The sequence below is a fragment of the Nocardiopsis terrae genome (assembly GCF_014651695.1).
Taxonomy (GTDB): domain Bacteria; phylum Actinomycetota; class Actinomycetes; order Streptosporangiales; family Streptosporangiaceae; genus Nocardiopsis; species Nocardiopsis terrae.
Genome location: NZ_BMXJ01000008.1, coordinates 226,069 through 244,315 on the forward strand (window position 1 = coordinate 226,069; position 18,247 = coordinate 244,315).

Consider the following 18,247-nt stretch of genomic DNA (forward strand, 5'->3'; position numbering starts at 1 on the left):
TCGGGCGGCCTTTCGCCGTTCTGGCTGAGGTGTCCGACGGGGCGGGCCGAGAACGGCGGATGTGGGCCCCGCCGGTGAGGTCTGCACGAGCATACTCCGGAGTGTGTTGTCCGAACGCGCCGAAACACCTTTCCGGTTGTTGGCAGGCGGGTTTGTCACGGGAGGGGCTACGGCGAATTGTTGTACCCTTTTGCTTCGTGTCCGTTTTTCACTGTTCTCTGTCGGCTGGGTGGCTGAAATGCCTGGTGGTGCGATGTCCGGTGGTGCCGGTTGCCGGTCTGTTTCGGCAGAGGTGTGTCCGTTTGAGAGTTCTGTTCCACGGGTGGGTTCTCGAGGTCGCCCCCTGGTCCGACGCCGATCCGGATTCGGGGCGGACACCGTGCGGGGGAGGCGGCCGCACGGCCTCGCCGTGGCAGAAAAGGAGGGTCAGTGCCAATGTTCTTTATTGTGCATTCCTGAGTTCTTCCTTCCCCTTTCCCGTGCTTCCCGTAGTGGCACGCCGGGGCCCCGGACGTCAGCTGCAGCGCCGGGGGTCCTGCGCGGTCGGAGCCAGCCCCCGGGCCGGGAGGTCAGTTCCGGCCCAGAGCCTCGTCCATCCGGGTGCCGAGGGCGTCGGCGAGTAGGCGCGCGTAGGTTTCGGTGAGGTGGTGCGAGTCCCGGTAGACCACGACGTTGCCGACCACCGCGGGGCAGGTGTCGTCGGTGCAGATCAGGTCGGTGAGGTCGATCAGCTCGGCCCCTTCGACCTCCCGGGCCGCCAGTTCCTGGGGGTCGTCGGGCTCCAGCGCCGCCGAGGCGGGCCGGTCGCAGGCGGAGAGGTCGCGGCTGGAGGAGGCCAGGCAGTCCAGCACGTCCGAGTTGGTGCGGGGCGTGTCCCGGATCGCGAGGATCGGGACACCGGCGGCGGTGAGCCGCTCCCACTGCTCGACCATGCCCTCGGCCATGGCGCCTCGCGCCTCCGGTCCGGATCCGTGGCCGTGCGGGACCCCGGCCGCCGAGGAGCTGGTGACCAGCAGATCCGGCTTCAGTCGCCGGAGCTCCTCGGCCACCGCCCTGTTCCACTCCTGGCACTCGGCGTAGGGCTCGCCTCCCCTGCTGACGAGGACCGAGGTGAACGCGCAGGCCGACTTGTTGTACACGGTGAGCCGCCACCCCCGCTCCTCGGCGATCTGCACCAGTGCCGGGAACCACTGGGTGCTGTGCGAGTCCCCGGTGAGCGCCACCGTGGTGGCCGCGTCCTCGGGGCCGTAGACGCACGGCGGCTCGGAGGGGGCCCGTTGGTCGAACCCCGCGTGGCAGCCGTCGGCGTAGGCCCGGGGGACGTCGTCCTCGGCCTCGACCGGGGAGGGGTACATCCACGCTTCGTCCTGGGACGGCGGTAGGCCGATCGCCTTCGGGCCCACGTGGACCTCCGGGTCGAACTCGGTCGACTGGAAGCGGTCCACCCGGACCAGGGACGCGGCGGTGACCGCGGCCACCGCCAGGATCCCGGCCAGGGCCACGGCCGAGGCGCCGCGCCCCGTGCGCACCAGGCCGTGCCGCGCCACCGGATCCTCCACCCACAGCTTGGTCGCCCAGGCCAGCAGGAACGACAGGGCCGCCACACCGGCGACACCGAGCGGCCCCAGGGTGTCCCGACCCAGCAGGACCAGCGCGAACACCACGAGCGGCCAGTGCCACAGGTACAGGGCGTAGGAGATGTCCCCGACGAACCGGGCCGGGCCCGTGCTCAGCAGCGTCGAGGCCGACAGGCCGGGCGAGCGTTCCGCGGCGATCACCGCCACACACCCCAGGACGGGGAGCAGGGCGGTGTACCCCGGGAAGGGTGTGCCGGAGTCGTAGAGCACGGCGGAGGCCATGATGGCGGCCAGGCCCGCCCAGCCCAGCGGGAGGCGGAGCGGTCGCGGCAGCCCCCGTCCGGACAGGAACACCGCCAGGAGCCCGCCGGCCGCCAGCTCCCAGGCGCGGGTGGTCGGCAGGAAGTAGGCGCCAGGGGAGCCGCCGGCGGTCAGTACCACCGAGCAGACCAGGGAGGCGGCGAACACCGCGGCCAGAACCGCGGTGAGCGCCCCGGTCCCGGCCGCGGCCCCGGAACGCCGCCGGAGGAGGAGCGCCCACAACAGAAAGAGCAGCGGCCACAGCAGGTAGAACTGCTCCTCCACCGACAGCGACCAGAAGTGCTGTACGGGACTGGGCGGGACCTCCGCCGCGAGGTAGTCCAGCGTCTGGTCGGCCAGGTAGAGGTTCTCCACGTACGCGGCGGAGGCGAACAACTGCCAGGCGGTGTCACCCAGCCGGGTGACCGGCAGCACCGCCAGGGCGGTCGCCCCCGTCGCCAGGAGTACCACCGTGGCGGCGGGCAGCAGGCGCCGGACCCGCCGCACGTAGAACCCGGCCAGCGACACCCGCCCGTGCTCGCGGACCTCCCGCAGGAGCAGGGAGGTGATGAGGAAACCGGAGATGACGAAGAAGACGTCGACGCCCACGTAACCGCCCGGGAGCAGGCCCGGGTTCAGGTGGTAGACGAGCACCAGCAGTACGGCGACGGCGCGCAGCCCCTGGACCTCGGGGCGGAAGAGGTTCCCTTGACCGCGCTGACCCGCCCGGTTGGGCAGGACGGCCCGTGGCGAAGGGAAACGGGGTGATCGCATGGCGTCATCATGTGTCCCGGACCCGGCCGCGCGAGGGTGGAAACAGGTGCCTTTCGCGAGTGTTTCCCGATTCTTCGCACTCCCGAGGGGAACCCCTGCGTCTTCGCCGCCGTCCCGCTCCGCCGTGCTCGTCGGCCAAGGCCTTCACCGGTGTTCCGGAGGGGCCGGGACAACGGCGTCATATCCGAGTGATCGGTGCGGGAACCGGCGCGGGAACGGTGGCCCGATGGGGAGAAGGGGCGCTGTGCTCGGCGTTGGTGGCACGTGCACGCCGGTTCTCGGGCACACTTGCCAGAGGACCCTTTGTCGCGAGCCCCCTGCCCCCGTACCGAGGAGACACCCCCGTGGCCACCTTCGCCCGTACCCGCCTCGTGGCGGTCATCGTGGTGTTGACCGTCCCCGCGGTGCTGTTTCCGCTGGTCGGGCCATGGGTGATCCTGTGGTTGCCGTTCGCCCTGATGCTGTTGGGCGCGGCCCTGGCACGCCCCGCCCCGCTGGACGCCGTCCTGGAGGCGGCCCTGGGCCTGGTGACGGGCGGTGGCTCGGCCGGGGACGGGAAGGACGAGGACGTGCGGGTTTCGGGGCAGGATCTCCGGGGCCGTTCGGATCGGCCGGACCGGGGCGATGAGCCCGGACCCGTCGAGGCGCCGCGCGGCGAGAGCGGGACCCGGGGGGTCCGCACGCGCCGCACCGAACTGCCGAGCGCTCTGGACGACTACGTGTTCGAGTTCTCCGCGCTCGTCCACTGGCGCTGGGCCCACCGGGTCGACCTGAGCCTGCGCAACCCCGCGGGCCCGGCCGTCCACTCGATCGTGCTGCGTGCCCGGGACATCCTGTGCGAGGTGCACCCCGACGACCGTTCGGTGACCGAGAGCGAACTCGGGTCGGTGTTCGCGGTGGAGGCCCCCGTCGCCGGAGGCACCATCCAGGTGTGGGCGGACGAGGTCCGGCTGGAACTGTCCGACGAGGACGACGAACGCCTCCGCCGCATGGCCCGTCTGCGCAAGGACCGCGCCCTGTGGACGGCCGAGCACGAGGCTGCGCGGGACCGCGCGGCGGTCTCCGGTGAACCCGGGCGGGCGCTGCCCTCCGAGCTCCTCCCGGAACCCCGACTGCACCATGCCGGGCACGAGGACCCCGACGTGCTCGGGCTGTCCGACCTGGAGCCGCCCGAGCCCGACGTTCCGATGCCCGGGAGCGGGGTCGACGAGGAGGGCTACGAGAGCTACTGGTGGCCCGCCGAGCAGGAGACGGACGAGGGCGCGGACTCCATGGAGCAGGACGTCCAGGTCGCCATCCTGCGCGGGCTCATCGACTCCGTCGAGGACGGGGCCGAGCGCGCCGCCTTCGTCCGCGAACAGGTGGACATCCTGGAACGCACCGGCTTCGGCCACGTCGCCGAGCGCATCCAGTCGGTGTACCCCGAACAGTAGGGACCGCCCTCCAGCCTGTCCCGCCCCCGGTCGGTTCAGCCGCCCAGTTGGAGGGCGAGGACCCCGGTGACGGTGAGGAGGACCCCCGCGGCCTGTGCGCCCGGATCCTCCCCGGGGACGAGGACCTCACCGAATCCGGGATCGCCGACGTCCTCAGGCACGCTCTCCGCGAAGGACGACCCCGGCCCCGTGCCCGCGCGCCGACCCGCCCTCGGGCCCGGCCACCGTGCGGGCCCGCACCGCGCCCTGACCCGCACCGCACCCTGACCTTCGTCAGGGTGGTGCCCTGTCGGTCGCCACTGTCGCCCCCGGGCCGCCGATTCCTAGCGTTGTCGACGCACAGCAGGACACGCGAGGGAGCAGGCACCGCCGAGGCCGCCGAGGCCGGGACGCGGTGCGGGCGGAGAGGGCCGGATGAACACACCGACAGGGCAGCGGAGCAGCACACTCCGTACGGTCGACCTGGTCAGGCGGTACGGCGTGGGAGAGACCGCGGTCACCGCCGTGGCCGGGGTGAGCCTCGGCTTCGAACCGGCGCAGTTCACCGCGATCATGGGTCCCTCCGGCTCCGGCAAGTCCACGCTCATGAACCTGCTGGCCGGGCTGGACACCCCCACCTCGGGGAGCGTGCTGGTCGAGGGGCAGGACCTGGCCCGGCTCGACGACCGGGGACTGACCCGGCTCAGGCGCGAGCGGATCGGTTTCGTCTTCCAGGCCTTCAACCTGCTGCCCGCCCTCACCGCGGAACAGAACATCCTGCTCCCGCTCAGGCTCGCCGGACAGCGCCCGGACCGCGACCGCCTCGACGAGGTCGTGCGCTCCCTGAGGCTCGGCGACCGGCTGGGGCACCGGCCCACGGAACTGTCCGGCGGCCAGCAGCAGCGCGTCGCGCTCGCCCGGGCCCTGCTCACCCGGCCCGCGGTGCTCCTCGCCGACGAACCCACCGGGGCCCTCGACGTCACCAACGGCCGTGAACTGCTCGAACGCCTGCGTACGGCCAGCAGCGAACTCGGTCGGACCATCGTCATGGTCACCCACGACCCGGTCGCCGCGACCTACGCCGACCGCGTCCTGCTGATGTCCGACGGCGCCCTGCACGGCACCCTCGAACACCCCACGGCCGAGCAGGTCCTGGCGGCCGTGGCCCGGGCGGAGAGCCGATGCTGAGCCTCGCCTGGGCACAGACCCGCGCCCACCCCGCCCGGCTGGCCGCCGTACTGCTGGCCATCGTCCTGGGCACGCTCTTCCTGGCCGCGACCGCCGTGTTCTCCGCGACCTCCGACGCCGGGATGCGCGCCGTGGCCGCGGCACCGCTGGCCGCCGCCGACGTGGTCGTCGACCGCGACCCCGAGTCGACCGACCCCGGTCCGGACTGGACCGACATGGTCGCCGACCACCCCGACATCGGCGCCGTCACCGCCTACCACGCACGTACCGTCCGACTCGCCACCGGGGAACGGCGGGGCGAGGCCAACGTCTACAGCTTCGCCGACGAGCCCGAACTGCGCTGGTTCGACCTGGCGGAGGGCGTCTGGCCCACCGCCCCCGACGAGGTCGTCGCCGACACCGCGACCCTGGACGCCCTGGGGCTCTCGGTGGGCGACACCGTGCGGATCCTGCCCCGGGAGGGGGAGGGCACCCGGGCCACCGTGGTGGGCGCGACGGCCCCGGGCTTCCAGCCGCTGACCGGGGTCCAGTACACGCTCTACGCCACCGAGGCGCACTTCGAGGGCGACAGCGCGTTCAGCGTCCTGGCCGACACGGCCGACGGCGTTTCCGCACCGGAGGCCGTCGCGAACCTCGGGGCCGCCCTGCCCGAGATCCTTCACCCGGTGACCGCGGAGGAACAGGCCCGGCTCGCCGCAGACCGGTTCGCGGGAGGCTCACAGCAGCTCGGCATGATTCTGCTGGTCTTCGCGCTCATCGCCCTGCTCGCGGCCTCCGCGGTCATCGCCAACACCTTCACGATCCTGCTCTCCCAGCGCCGCCGCGACACCGCCCTGCTGCGCCTGGTGGGTGCGGACCGGGCCCGGGTACGGAACCTGGTCGTCGCCGAGGCGCTGATCGTCGGTACCGTCGGCTCCCTGATCGGCGTGTGCGCGGGCGTGGGCGTCGGCTACGCGGGAGCCTCCCTGGCCGGGCTGGACGGCGGCGGCCCCGAGGTCCGGTTGGCCGCCCTGTTCGGAGCCTTCCTGGTGGGTGTGGTCACCACCGTGGGCGCCGCCTGGTTCCCCGCGCGGCGGGCGGCGGTGACCGCCCCGGTCGAGGCCCTGCGCTCGGTCCCCCTCCAGGGCGGGGTGCGCCTGCGCCCGGTGCACGTCCTCGGTACCGCGGCCGCGCTGCTCGGGGCGGCCGCCATGGCCGCCGGGGTCGCGGAGCAGACCCTGCCCCTGGCGGTCGGCGGCGGTTCCGTCGGCGCGCTCGGCCTGCTCCTGACCCTGCGCTACCTGATCGCCCGTCTCCTCGGGGCGGTCGAACCCCTGTTGCGCCGGATGGGCGGCGCCCCCGAGCTGGCCGGGGCCAACCTGCGGCGGGACCCGGGCCGGGCGGCCACGGCCACGCTCGCCCTCGTCCTGGGGCTCGGCCTGATCTGTGCGCTCACCACGGCCGCCGCGACCGGCCGCGCCACCATCGACAGCGACCTGCGCGACCGCTACCCGGTGGAGGTCAGCGCACGCGTGGACGAGGGTTCGGTGGCACCGGAGACCGTTGCCGCGGTTCGCGCCGTCAACGGGCTCGAACTGGTCGAGGTGCCCCGCACCGAACGGGTGACCGTGGCCGGACTGGACGAGGTCACCCTGGTCGGGGTCTCCGCCGAGCTGGTCGCCGCGACGGGTGCCGGAGAGCTGGCGGAGGCGGTGAACACCCCGGTCATGCTGGTCTCCGGTGCACAGTTGAAGGAGCTCGGGGCCGAGGCGGGGGAGACCGTCGAACTCACCGTGGACGGCTCCCGGCGGTCCTTCACCGTGTACCCGTCCCACCTGGCCACCGCCTCCGGCACCCCGGCCCCGGTGGTGCGCGCCGACGTCCTGGACACCGTGGCCGAGGGCGGGGAGCACGGCATGGTGTGGGGGGTGGCCGCCCCGGAGGCCGACACCGACGACCTCGCCGCCCAGATGAGCCTGGTCGCCGGGGCCGACCCGGACATCGCTCTCAGTGGGGCCCTCAGTGAACGCGCCGACATCACCGAGGTCCTCGACGTCATGGTCGACCTGGCCCTGATGATGCTGCTCGTCACCGTGGTCATCTCCAGCGTCGGGGTCGCGAACACGTTGGGCCTGTCGGTCCTGGAACGGACCAGGGAGTTGGCGCTGCTGCGGGCGCTGGGCCTGACCAGGGGCGGGCTCCGGGGCACGCTGGCGGTCGAGGCGGTGGTGATCGCCCTGCTCGGCGCCGTCCTGGGGGTCCTGGTCGGGGTGCCCTACGGGGTGGTCGGGGTGGACGCGATCGTCGGCGGGACGGCACCCCTGGTGGTGGCGGTGCCGTGGGGACGGTTGGGGCTGGTGCTGGTCGCGGCCCTGGTGATCGGGGCGGTCGCCACCCTGCTCCCCGCCCGCCGCGCCGCCCGGATCGCTCCGGCGGAAGGGCTCAGCGGTGACTGACCGCGGCCGGCTCTGACCCGCGGTGATCTTGCTACCAGGGGCGATTTCGGCGCCGAAGTTGCCCCTGGTAGCAAGATCACCGGGGAGGGGACCCCTGGCGCACACCGGCGGTGTATCCGGTCAGCCCCTCAGGCGTCCCGCCCCCGCCCCTCGCCGACCAGGCCCGCCTCGTACGCCAGGACGGCGGCCTCCACCCGGTTGCGCACCCCCAGGCGTTTGAGGATCGTGCTGACGTGGCCCTTCACCGTGCCCTCCACGAGGAAGAGCCGCGCGCCGATCTCCTGGTTGGACAGGCCCGAACCCAGCAGGGCCAGTACCTCGCGCTCGCGGTCGGTCAGCCCGGCCAACCGCTCCCGGGCGTCCAGACGGCCGGTCGAACGGGCGTGGTCGAGGCTGTTGAGGACACGCCGGGCCACCCTGGGGGAGAGGAACGCGCCGCCCTCCGCCACCGCCCGCACGCCCAGCAGCAGCTCCCTGGGGTCACCGGTCTTGAGGAGGAACCCGTCGGCGCCCCCGTCGAGGGCGCGGACCACGTACTCCTCCTCGCCGAAGGTGGTCAGGATGACCACGGCGGTCCCGGGGGCCGACCGACGCATCTCGGCGGCCGCGTCCAGACCGTTCATCCCGGGCATCCGGATGTCGACGAGGGCCACGTCGGGGCGGTGGGACCCGGCCAGCCGGACGCCCTCCCGGCCGCCGGAGGCCTCGGCGACGACCTCGATCTCCGGTTCGTTGGCCAGGATCGCCCGCACACCCGCACGGACCATCGCCTCGTCGTCCACCAGCAGAACCCTGATCACGCCCGGTCTCCCGTCACCTCACCAGCACCTCGGCCGAAACCAGTCTCTCCGGGCCGAAGCACAGACGGTACCGGTCGTGCCCGCCCGCGAAGACGTCGGCGCTGGACCGGTAGTAGCGGCACTCCAGCCCCTCCCGGGCTTTGGGAGGGGCGCCCTCCCCGGCGGGCTCCAGGTAGAGCTCCCCCTCGGGGAGCAACGCCTCCGCCCCGGCCCGGTCCTGCCCCGGCCGCAACCGCTCGAAGACATCAGGGGCGAGGGTGGCGGTGGCCGCCTGGTGTGCCGTGAGCATCAGCATCAGCACGTACCCCGACACCGCAGCCAGGGCCGGGACCCCCACGACCACACCGATCGCCCACAGGGCCCGGCGGCGGGCCCGGCGGTAGCCGAGCAGGCGCGCGTGGACCGGGGGAGCCCCCTCGGCCCGGCGCGTTCCGGGATCCTCCCGATGGTCCTGCCCGGTGAACGTTCGGGAACCGGGTCCGCGCACCGGCATTCGGGCCGAGACCACCCACAGGCCGCCCTCCGGTCCGGCGGACAGCTCACCGCCCACCAGGCGCACCCGTTCACGCAGACCCACGAGCCCGCTCCCGGTGCCGGGAGCACGGTCCGGGGGCCGGGAGACCGCCGCCACGGTGTTGGCCACCCGCACGGAGACCGCGCCCGACGACCCCGTCAGCACCACCCGCGGCGCCGACCCCGGCGCGTGCTTCGCGGCGTTGGTCAGGGCCTCCTGGACCACCCGGTGGAGAGCCCGGTCCACCAGCACGGGGAGTTCGCGGAACTCGCCCTCCCGCTCCAGGGACACGTCCATGCCGGCTTCGACCGAACGCCGCACCAGCGCGGCGACACCGTCGCCCGCCGGGTCGAGCGGGGCGGCCCCAGCGTCGGCGCGCAGGACCCCGACCGCGTCCATGAGCTGATCGGCCGCCCGTCCGGCGACCTCCCGGAGCCGACCGGCCTGGGACCGGCGCTCCCCGGGGAGGTTCTCCGCCATCTCCAGGGCACCCGCGCCCAGGGCGAGCAGGCTCAGCTCGTGCCCCACGGCGTCGTGCAGGTCCTGGGCGATGCGCGAGCGCTCCCGCATCCGGGCCCGTTCGGCCATGAGCTCACTCTCGCGCTCCAGGATCCGGGCCTGCTCCCACCCCGCCCGCTCCAGCGCGGAGGTGCTGCGCAGGTACAACCCCACCAGCCACGGCAACAGCACGGTGAACACCGCCAGGATCCCGGCGGTGACCCACATGCCCACGGGCTGACCGCCGAGGGCCAGGGCCGCCGCCCCCACGGCGGCCGCCGCCAGCCAGGTCCACCCCGCCGTCCGCGGGTCCCCGGACAGGCGACCGGTGAGCAGGGCGGGCAGGGGTACGACCAGGAGCAGCGGCGGCCAGGACACGGCCGGGGCCAGCAGGACGAGCACGGCGGCCGGGGCGAGGCGGCCCCACGGGACGCGGAAAGGACGCATACCCCGGAAACTAACCCGGCCGGCCCCGCCGCGTCGCCCGTCGAAAGTCAGGGGGTGCCTCAAGGGCCCTTCCCCACCGCCCCGTCGAGCTCGCGCCCAGCGCCGAGTCGGAGCCGTGCTCGACGACCCGGAGCATGTCCTTCACCTCCACGAGCAGCGACTCCGGCACGATCCCCAGCCGGACGCCCTCCCGCGCCAGCTCCTCGGCCCGGTTGAGGATCCGCCACGCCTCCAACAGGTCGCGGCGGGCCACGATCCCGGCCAGCAGCCGCATCGCACGCAGCTGGCCCGAGCGGTGCTGCAACCCGCGGTACCCCTCGATCGCCACCCGCGCCAGCTCCTCGGCCTCGGTCAGCCGACCCGCCCGCTGCAACGACTCGGCCGCCATCCGGTGGGCCCTGGCGTGCCACCACTTGTCACCCAGCTCCCGGAACCCCCGGGCGGCCCGCAGGAACTCCTCCTTGCCCCGGCTGCGGTCGTGCGCCAGCAACACCTGACCCAGCACCAGACAGGTACGCCACCGCCCCCATTCATCACCGATCTCCTCGAACGCCTGCTCCGCCTCCCGCAGCCGTTCGAGCTGCCGTTCGCCCTGCCATGCGTCCCTGAGCGCCCTCCGGCCGCGCAGCGGTCCCCGCCCCGGCCCCGGTTCGGCACACCGCTGCGCGTACTCGGCGGAACCGTCGACGAACAGCCCGGCCACCCTGGCGCGCTGCCGCTCCGGCCATCCCGGGTCCCGGGCGGTCAGCCGACGGCGGTCCCGTTCCCGCCCGGGGCTCAGCAACAGCTCACACGCCCAGGCCTCCCGGTTGAGCTCGTTGGTGGACAGCTGGCCCAGCGAACGCAGGTAGCGCGCCCGGTACCAGTTCTCCTTCGGGGCCTGGGAGAGCTGCTCCAGGCCGTCGGCGAGCACGAACCAGGCGTTCAGCGTGTACCCGCGCAACCGCAGCACCTCGCCCCGCTGCAGTTGGACCCTCGCCCGCTGCTCGGGCACGTCCCGGGAGCCCACGAGCAGCTCCTCGGCCCGGGAGAGCAGGGAGTAGGCGCGCTCCAGGTGCCCCTGGAACCGGTCGACCTCGGCCAGGTTGCACAGTGTCCGCGCCCACCACCAGCGGTCCTCGTGCTCCTCGAAGATCCGCGCCGCCCGCTCGATCTCGGCCCGGCCGTCGTCCAGGTCACCGCGGCGGTACAGGTTCACCCCGATGGCCCGGTGCGCCCGCGCCGACCAGCGCGGGTCCACCGCGGGGTCCAGTTGCTCCAGCACGTACAGGGCGGTCAGGGCGCGCTCGTAGCCGGTGTCGTGGTCGCCGTGGCCGCTGGCCACCTCGGCCCGGTCGAGCAGGGCCACCCCGTAGGCGAACGGGTCCGCCATCTCCAGGGCCAGACCGGTGGCCTGACGGGTGGCTCCGCGCACGGCGTCCCAGTGCGTGCGCCCGGTCCGACACAGGACCGCGAAGGCCCGCCGCAACCGCCATCCGTGCGCGGGCAACCGCAGACCGTCCCCGCCGGGGGCGGTCCACCGGAAACAGACCTCGAAACCCCGGCGCTCGGACTCCAACCAGGCGAGGGGGTCCGCGGGGCCGGGCACGGACGCCGAAGGCGCCACGCGCTCCCCGCCCCGGCCGGGCACCGGGGCGCCGAAGTTCCACTCGTGCGGGGCCGCACGGCGGGCGGCCGCCTCACCGATGAGTTCGAAGGCGCCGAGCAGCCGCTCCACCGCCGGAGCGAGCGCCTCCGCGGACCAGTCCGCCCGCTCCTCCTCCGGGACGCCCAGGACGTGCGGGCCCGCGGTCAGCAGGGTGTCCCGGACCCGGTCGTGCAGCTGGAAGCGGTCGAACCCGCCCGTCCTGTACAGGTACGTCACCAGGTAGCGGTGGCTCATCCGCAACAGCATCCCCCTGGCCTCGTCCTCGGAGGTGTCCAGCAGGGCGGCGGCCGCCCATGCGGCGAAGGTGGTCAGCCCGGTGGCGGCCAGCCTGTTCAGGAGCAGCCGCTCCGCTGGTTCGCACTGCTGCAGGCTGAAGGCGAGCGATCGTGCGACGGCCCGGGGGCCGGGGACGTCCAGTCCCTTCATGTGGTCCAGCAGGTCCGCGGCGCCCGGTCCGTCCTGCCTGGTGATCTGGGTCCCCGCCAGGCACAGGGCCAGAGGCAGCCCGTGGCAGGCCCCGACCAGTTCGGGCAGGGCGTCCCGGTCCGCGGCGGCCAGTTTCCGCCCCGATGCCTCGACCAGCCGGTTGACCAGTTCCAGGCTCTCCCGGGGGGACAGCGGGGCGAGTCCGCGCTGCAGCATGGGCTGTTCGGCGTCGGGGAAACCGTTGCGGCCGGTGATCAGCACGGCGCATCCCCGACCGCTGGGGAGCAGCGGCTCCACCTGCGTGTAGTCCTTGGCGTTGTCGAGGACGACGAGCAGCCTGCGGTCCTGTGTGGCGGTCTTCCACAGTCCGGAGAGTTCGTCCAGGGAAGCGCCGTCCGGTGGCCGCCCGCCGAGTTCGGCGACCATCTGCGCGAGTACGTCCTCGGGCCTGCGCGGCTCCCGACGCCCCGAGGAGCCCCGGTCCGCGCCGCCGTAGAGCTCGAACTCGATCTTGCCGTCGGGGAAGCGGTCGGCGACCCGGTCCACGACCTGGGCTGTCAGCTGGCTCTTCCCGGTGCCGCCCTCCCCGGTGACCGCGATGACCAGCGGACCGCGGGAGCGGTGCCCCGGAACCCGCCGGAACGGGCGGTGCAGGAGGCCGCGCGCGCCGGCGCGGGGGAAGCGCTCGAACTGTTCCAGCAGCTCCGCGATGAGTGCATCGTGCCCGGTGAAGTGGTCCACCGGCGGGGGCAGGCGGCGCCTCAGCGCCGGGGCGTCATCGGAGCCGGGCGCCCGGTCGAGGCGTTCCAGGAGCAGTTGGGCGGTGACCGCGGTCCCGGTGCCGAGCAGGCCGACCGCCGCGAGCAGCAGCCCGCCGTCCCCGGGTAACAGCTCGGGTACCCCCTGGGCCGCCGTGCCCAGGCCGACCAGTGTCGCCAGCCCGCCGAACAGTCCGGTGTGGACCGGTCGCCACTGCCGACGCGGGGGAGCGCCCGAACCGTCGGACCGTCGGTTCACCGTCACCCTCCCGCATGCCTGGATTCTCCTTGTGTGCCGGGCTTGTGGGCTTTCGGTGGTCCGGCAGGGAACCGATCCTGCTGCGGCCGGGCCGCCGGTGTCCACACGTGCGGGGGCCGACCGTGGGACGTTCACCCGATCGGCGGCCCTCGGACACCCGCGGTGCACCCCGGGGACAGGAGAGCGGGGGCGGTCCGGCCCCAGCCGGGACCGGTCAGTGGTCGAGTCCGGTCAGCAGCCGGGCGATGCGGGCGTGCGCCATGAAGCTCGGGTTCACCTGGCGGGTGGAGTGGAAGTTGAGCACCACGTGGGCGTCCTGCTCCGGGTAGTGGTACAGGTGCGTGGCCCAGACACCGTTGTGTCCCACCGGCTCGGGGAGGCCGCGCATCAGCGGGGGGAGGAACTCGCCGAACCTCAGTGTCATGGCGCCGGCGCCGTAGCGGATGCCGCGGCGGAACCGGCGGCGGGGCCGGAGGAGGTGTTCCAGGCTCTCCCGGGAGACGAGCCGTCCCCCGTGCAGGGCCCGCTGGAAGCGCAGGAAGTCCTCGGCGGTACCGACGACGCCGCCGCAGGCCCAGTCGATGCTCACGGAACGGGCGCGGCTGAGCTCGTGGCCGTCGAGCCAGAACGGCGCGACGTCGAGTTCGGCGAGGTCCTCGGGGGCGTCGTCGGGGTCGTAGGGCGTTGAGGCGCCCGCCATGCCGCAGGGGTCGAGGACCCGTTCGCGCAGGAGGTCGGAGAACCGTCCGCCGGCGGCCTCCTCGGCGATCCTCCCGAGCAGGACGTAGCCGGTGTCCGCGTAGTGGAAGCGCTCTCCGGGACGTCCGGCGGCGGGGAGGCCCCGGACCTGGTCGAGCAGGTCCGCGGGGCGCCAGCGGCGGTCGCGGTCGGCGGCGACCGCGCTGCTCGACGCGGCGGTCCGAACGCGGCCCGGGGGTTCGAAGTAGTCGGGGATCCCGCTGGTGTGCGTCAACAGGTGATCGACCGTCACGTCCGCGGCGACCTCCGCGCCGGGGGCTGCGGGCAGGCCGGTGAGGTCGCCCGGGGGCAGTAACGCGCCGAGGGGTGTCGTGAAGTCGAAACGGCCCTCCTCGGTGAGCTGGGCGATGAGCACGGCCGTCATGAGCTTGCCGACGCTGGCGGCGTGGAAGGGCGTGGACAGGTCGCCGAAGTCGAACCCGAACCCGGGTGCCCGGACCAGTACCTGGGGTTCGGGCATGCCGTGGCGGCGGCGGGCGGTCCGTTCGAGCCAGGTCCGCAGGCGGTCCGCTGCGTGGCTGGTCGTGGTCGGGGGCATGGCAGGACACCTCATCTGGGGGAGTGGTCGGAGGGGGTCGTTCTGCTCTCTGTATGTCTAATAGACATGTCTATGAGAGTCAACGGTTTAGACTCGGGACATGTCCCATGTGATCCTCGGTCTGCTCCTGATCTCCCCGATGAGCCTCTACGACCTCGTCAAGGCGTTCGAGGCGGGGGTCTCGCTCTTCTACAGCGCCAGTTCCGGCAGCATCAAACGCGCCCTGGACAACCTGCTCAGGCAGGGGCTCATCGAGGTCGCCAGCGTCGACCCCGGGGCGCGAGGGAGAAAGGTGTACCGCGTCACCGAAGCCGGCCACCAGGAGTTCCGCGCCTGGATGACGGGGGAACCGGCCGGGCAGGACCTGGAGACCGTGGCGCTGCCCCGGCTCTACTTCCTCGGGCTGTTGGAGCCGGACGAGCGCGCACCGGTGCTCCACCGCATCACCGCGCGCATCGAGGCGGACCTGGCCCGGCTCACCGGACTCAGCGAACACCTCGACGGCCGGGACATCCCCGAGGGGCTCCGCGACGTCGCCCGGCACCAGTTCGCGACACTCGACTACGGCATCGCCACGCACCGCTTCGCGCTCGACTGGTTCCGCCGACACGCCGAACGCCAGGAGGACGCCGGCCCGGGGGAGGCAGAACCCGCCCCGCGTCCGGAACCGGATTGACTTCGAGCGCGCTCGAAGTCCTAACGTTCCCGGCATGAAGCAGACCACCGCCTCGCCCTACGAGGTCACCGCCCGTATCCGCTGCACCGACCCCGACCGCGTCGAACCGGCGCGCACCGCCCTGGGCGCCCTGGCGGAACAGACCCGTTCCGAGCCCGGCTGCCTGGCGTTCTCGGTACACGAGGAGACCGAAGCGCCCGGTTCGTTCGTGCTGTGGGAGGTCTTCGCCGACGAGGAGGCGTTCCGGCGGCACTTCGAGTACCAGCACACGCGCTCGTACCTGGAGCGCGAGTTCACCGAGGTGGTCGAGCACCGGGTCATGCGGCCCGTATGAGACGGCCGGTGTGATGCAGCCCGGGTGAGGGGGCCGGGCTCACCCGGCCCCCTCACCCGCCTCGCTCCCCTCGTGGTCGTCGATGAGCGTCTCGTAGGCCGCGACCTTGGCCTCCAGGGCCCTCTCGTGGCCCAACAGGAGCGAGATCCGCTCGCGGAGGTCTTCGTGGTGTTCGGCCAGCATCTTCATCCGGGCGCGCAGGGTGCCCGCGCCCTGTTCGCGGAGTTCGGCGTAGCGGCGCATCCGGGCGATCGGCATCCCGGTCTCCCGGAGCCGGAGCAGGAACCGCAACCACTCGATGTCCTCGGCCCGGTAGCGGCGGTGGTTCCCGGCCGAACGCCCGACCGGCCGGAGCAGGCCGACCCTCTCGTAGTAGCGGAGCGTGTGGCCGGAGACCCCGGTCCGCTCGGCCATCTGCGCGACGGTGAGACCTTCGGTGCCGTGTTCGTCAGTCACGACCCGCAACCTACAACGGGGCCCGGATCGGCGTACGGCCGCTCCGCTGCGAACAGAGCGCTCGGCCGTCATGCGACGGACCAAGGGTCCCAAGGGGAACGCGGACCCCTTCCACGGTCGGGACCGCCAGGGGGACGGTAGAGGCGCCCGCCGCCGACCACACGTCGGCGGCGGGCGCCTCCAGCACGGCCGGGACCGCTCCCACCCTCCGGATCCGGCCGAGGGGGGAGCGGTGGCCGGCTCAGGCCCTCCTGCGTCGGCCCACGACGAAGGCGGCGATCCCGCCCGCGATCGCGGCCACGGCCGCGGTCACCAGCAGAGCCAGGTTCGCGCCGGTCACCGGCAGCGTGTCCGCACCGGCCCGCTCATCGGCCGGTGCTTCGGTACCGGGTTCCTCGGAGTCCGGAACCTCCTGCCCGGGGTCCTCCTCCGTGCCGGGCTCCTCGGTCGGCTCCCCGGGTTCCTCGGCGGGCGGTGTGGGCTCGGGGCTCTCCGGCGTCTCCGGGTCCCCGCCGCCCGAGCAGAGCGGCAGTTCACCCTCGAAGGCACCGTTGTGCAGCTCACCGTTGCCGGTGACGCCCTCGGCGAGGGAACCGTGCTCGAAGGAGGCGGCGACCACCGCGCCCTCGATGTTGGACGGGGACAGCCACCGCACGCGTGCGTCCGGGGCGAAGACCGTGCCCTCCAGGGTGCGGCTGTCGGGGGTGAAGGTGACCCCGGTGGCGTCGCCGAAGTTGAACAGGACGTACCGCGACTCCGCCAGACCGACACCGGCCATGTTGGGTGTGTGCCACTCGAACTCACCGTCGACGTCTGAGGTGTCGACGTTGACCAGCAACGGGGTGTCGGCCGAGGGCTTGTCCTCGAAGGTGATGACCTCCAGGTCCGCCAGGTCCGCGGCGTCCACGTTCCAGACGTTGGGCCCGGAGGCCAGGGGGAGGGTCACGTTGGCCCCGGAGCCGAAGGGAGGGGTCGCCTCCTCTCCGTCGCCGGTCCGCACCGGGGTCAGGTTGCCCTGGCAGGCCGCCATGCCGGCGGCGCGCTGTCGGTACTCGGGGAACAGGGCGGCCACGTCGAACGCCTCCGCGGTGACCGACTCCTCGGGCTGCCCGGTCGTGAGGGAGACACGCGGCGTCGACTCGCGCCCGCCGGGGGCCGAGACGACGGTGGAGACCTGTGCCCCGTTGGCGTCGGTGGTGCTGATCTCGGCCCCGGAGGGGTCGCCGACCTTGACATGGCCGTCCTGCAGGACCTTGAGGTGGCCTTCGCTGCCGTCGAGGTCCACCCCGCCGTTGACGACGAGCGCGGAGGGCTGTTCGTCACCGTCGCCCACGTAGGTGCCCGGGGTGTGGGCGGCGACGTTGTAGGAACCGAAGGCGAGGTCGCCACCGACGGCGACGGGGCCCTCGGATTCGTTGCCGGCCAACTCGGCCCGGCCCTCGACGAGTACGAGGAAGCCGTTGCCGCCCGCCAGGGGGCTGACGGTGGTGTCTGCGGCGGCGGTGCCCGGAGCGGCCAGGGCGAAGGCGAGCAGGGCGGCCCCGCTCAGGTGGGTGCCCCTCCGGACAGCGGAGGAGTGGGATGGGGATTCCGGCATCAGGGGTTCCCTAGTCAGCGTGGGAGATGTGGAGGAAGGACCCCGTCGCGGCCGCCGGGTTCGGCAGGCGCCTTCCGGCGGTGACGGGTCCGGAATCATCCAAGTCCACAAATCGGGCATATCAAAACCACTGGCGGCCCTCCGCGCCTCCAGGGCACGGAGGCCGGGCCTCGGTGAACTCTCCGGCGAACAGGCTGTTCACGGGGGCGGGCATCGTTGGCGGCCAGGCCCTTGCGGACAACACCTCTCCCTTGGCGCCCTCCGGTTCACATGGCAACTCTCACAACTTCTCGGCCGGTTCTCGGCCGGGCCGGTACGAGCTGCCTCCCTGCCGTGCCGCCGTGTCCTTCGGTGAGGGTTCGCCGCCCCCGGGCTCAGGACCCTCGCGCCCTCGGCGCGGGCGGTGTCCGGAAGGGGTGGGCCCGGGGGTGATGGGCGGGCCCGGTTTCCGTCGGGGCGGAAAAGGGTCCCACGGAAATTGGTGCTCGTGTGTACGCATTTTTCGGCGCGCTGAAACAAGACGAAGGGCTTCTGCTGTCACTGCTTCCTCGTGGGATCTCCGGAATCGGTGTCCGGGCGGATCGGAGATGTTTCTCCCGTCGCGCTTTCCGGCCTGGCCTCCTTCTGGGTCCGGGTGTCTTCGGGAAAGCGGACGGGCCACCGCCGTGCTCGGCAGCCGGGTCGTCCGTCCGCAGGGGAGGAACGGGCCGAAACAGCTTCGGCGTGGGTGCCGTTCTGGTGTGAGGGCGTAGCTGACGCGGGGGTTCGTCGGTCCTTCGAGGGTGCTGGTTTTTGGTCTGAAGTGAACTGGTATTCGGTGTTTGCCGAATGAAGAACGCCGTGACTTCGGG

13 protein-coding genes are annotated in these 18,247 nt (G+C 73.0%); 5 read left to right on the forward strand and 8 right to left on the reverse strand.

The window, feature by feature from the left end:
* Positions 1-569: 569 nt before the first annotated feature.
* Positions 570-2,651, reverse strand: coding sequence for an acyltransferase family protein (locus tag IE195_RS22895; protein ID WP_191275084.1), 2,082 nt, complete (start codon positions 2,649-2,651; stop codon positions 570-572).
* Between the two features lie 344 nt (positions 2,652-2,995).
* Here IE195_RS22895 and IE195_RS22900 point away from each other — a divergent pair, with 344 nt between their 5' ends.
* Positions 2,996-4,084, forward strand: a complete 1,089-nt coding sequence (locus IE195_RS22900; RefSeq protein WP_191275086.1) for a hypothetical protein — start codon at positions 2,996-2,998, stop codon at positions 4,082-4,084.
* A 35-nt stretch (positions 4,085-4,119) separates the two neighbouring features.
* On the opposite strand, the gene IE195_RS26550 is transcribed toward IE195_RS22900, so the two are convergent.
* Positions 4,120-4,245, reverse strand: coding sequence for a hypothetical protein (locus tag IE195_RS26550; RefSeq protein WP_264081838.1), 126 nt, complete (start codon positions 4,243-4,245; stop codon positions 4,120-4,122).
* A gap of 253 nt (positions 4,246-4,498) precedes the next feature.
* Between IE195_RS26550 and IE195_RS22905 the strand changes: the two genes are divergently transcribed.
* Together IE195_RS22905 and IE195_RS22910 are read left to right on the forward strand one after the other, a co-directional pair.
* A complete protein-coding gene (locus IE195_RS22905; protein ID WP_191275088.1) occupies positions 4,499-5,251 on the forward strand; it encodes an ABC transporter ATP-binding protein in 753 nt (250 codons plus the stop codon).
* A complete protein-coding gene (locus tag IE195_RS22910; protein ID WP_191275090.1) occupies positions 5,245-7,686 on the forward strand; it encodes an FtsX-like permease family protein in 2,442 nt (813 codons plus the stop codon). The genes IE195_RS22905 and IE195_RS22910 overlap by 7 nt, the downstream gene beginning before the upstream one ends.
* A 128-nt stretch (positions 7,687-7,814) precedes the next feature.
* Here IE195_RS22910 and IE195_RS22915 read toward each other — a convergent pair whose 3' ends face one another.
* From IE195_RS22915 to IE195_RS22930, 4 genes are all read right to left on the reverse strand, one after another.
* Positions 7,815-8,486, reverse strand: a complete 672-nt coding sequence (locus tag IE195_RS22915) for a response regulator (protein ID WP_191275093.1) — start codon at positions 8,484-8,486, stop codon at positions 7,815-7,817.
* Between the two features lie 13 nt (positions 8,487-8,499).
* Positions 8,500-9,945, reverse strand: a complete 1,446-nt coding sequence (locus IE195_RS22920) for a sensor histidine kinase (RefSeq protein WP_191275094.1) — start codon at positions 9,943-9,945, stop codon at positions 8,500-8,502.
* A gap of 10 nt (positions 9,946-9,955) precedes the next feature.
* On the reverse strand, positions 9,956-13,036 hold the full coding sequence (locus tag IE195_RS22925) for an NB-ARC domain-containing protein (RefSeq protein WP_229826400.1): 3,081 nt from the start codon (positions 13,034-13,036) through the stop codon (positions 9,956-9,958).
* 214 nt (positions 13,037-13,250) lie between these two features.
* Positions 13,251-14,333, reverse strand: coding sequence for a serine hydrolase domain-containing protein (locus tag IE195_RS22930; protein WP_191275098.1), 1,083 nt, complete (start codon positions 14,331-14,333; stop codon positions 13,251-13,253).
* A gap of 100 nt (positions 14,334-14,433) precedes the next feature.
* Here IE195_RS22930 and IE195_RS22935 point away from each other — a divergent pair, with 100 nt between their 5' ends.
* Together IE195_RS22935 and IE195_RS22940 are read left to right on the forward strand one after the other, a co-directional pair.
* A complete protein-coding gene (locus IE195_RS22935; protein WP_191275100.1) occupies positions 14,434-15,009 on the forward strand; it encodes a PadR family transcriptional regulator in 576 nt (191 codons plus the stop codon).
* Between the two features lie 34 nt (positions 15,010-15,043).
* Positions 15,044-15,343, forward strand: a complete 300-nt coding sequence (locus IE195_RS22940; protein WP_191275102.1) for a putative quinol monooxygenase — start codon at positions 15,044-15,046, stop codon at positions 15,341-15,343.
* Between the two features lie 39 nt (positions 15,344-15,382).
* Here the strand turns inward: IE195_RS22940 and IE195_RS22945 are convergent, their stop codons facing one another.
* Both IE195_RS22945 and IE195_RS22950 read right to left on the reverse strand, forming a co-directional pair.
* Positions 15,383-15,799, reverse strand: coding sequence for a MerR family transcriptional regulator (locus tag IE195_RS22945; protein ID WP_229826402.1), 417 nt, complete (start codon positions 15,797-15,799; stop codon positions 15,383-15,385).
* A 241-nt stretch (positions 15,800-16,040) separates the two neighbouring features.
* Positions 16,041-17,396 carry a choice-of-anchor A family protein gene (locus tag IE195_RS22950; RefSeq protein ID WP_191275106.1) on the reverse strand — a complete coding sequence of 452 codons (1,356 nt, stop codon included), beginning with the start codon at positions 17,394-17,396 and terminating at the stop codon, positions 16,041-16,043.
* Between the last annotated feature and the right edge of the window lie 851 nt (positions 17,397-18,247).

What these genes read in the sequence shown, in the direction of transcription:
- IE195_RS22895 (WP_191275084.1), bottom strand. Translation starts at nt 2,651, where the DNA reads ATGCGATCACCCCGTTTCCCTTCGCCACGGGCCGTCCTGCCCAACCGG.
- IE195_RS22905 (WP_191275088.1), top strand. Translation starts at nt 4,499, where the DNA reads ATGAACACACCGACAGGGCAGCGGAGCAGCACACTCCGTACGGTCGAC.
- IE195_RS22910 (WP_191275090.1), top strand. Translation starts at nt 5,245, where the DNA reads ATGCTGAGCCTCGCCTGGGCACAGACCCGCGCCCACCCCGCCCGGCTG.
- IE195_RS22920 (WP_191275094.1), bottom strand. Translation starts at nt 9,945, where the DNA reads ATGCGTCCTTTCCGCGTCCCGTGGGGCCGCCTCGCCCCGGCCGCCGTG.
- IE195_RS22930 (WP_191275098.1), bottom strand. Translation starts at nt 14,333, where the DNA reads ATGCCCCCGACCACGACCAGCCACGCAGCGGACCGCCTGCGGACCTGG.
- IE195_RS22935 (WP_191275100.1), top strand. Translation starts at nt 14,434, where the DNA reads ATGTCCCATGTGATCCTCGGTCTGCTCCTGATCTCCCCGATGAGCCTC.
- IE195_RS22940 (WP_191275102.1), top strand. Translation starts at nt 15,044, where the DNA reads ATGAAGCAGACCACCGCCTCGCCCTACGAGGTCACCGCCCGTATCCGC.
- IE195_RS22950 (WP_191275106.1), bottom strand. Translation starts at nt 17,396, where the DNA reads ATGCCGGAATCCCCATCCCACTCCTCCGCTGTCCGGAGGGGCACCCAC.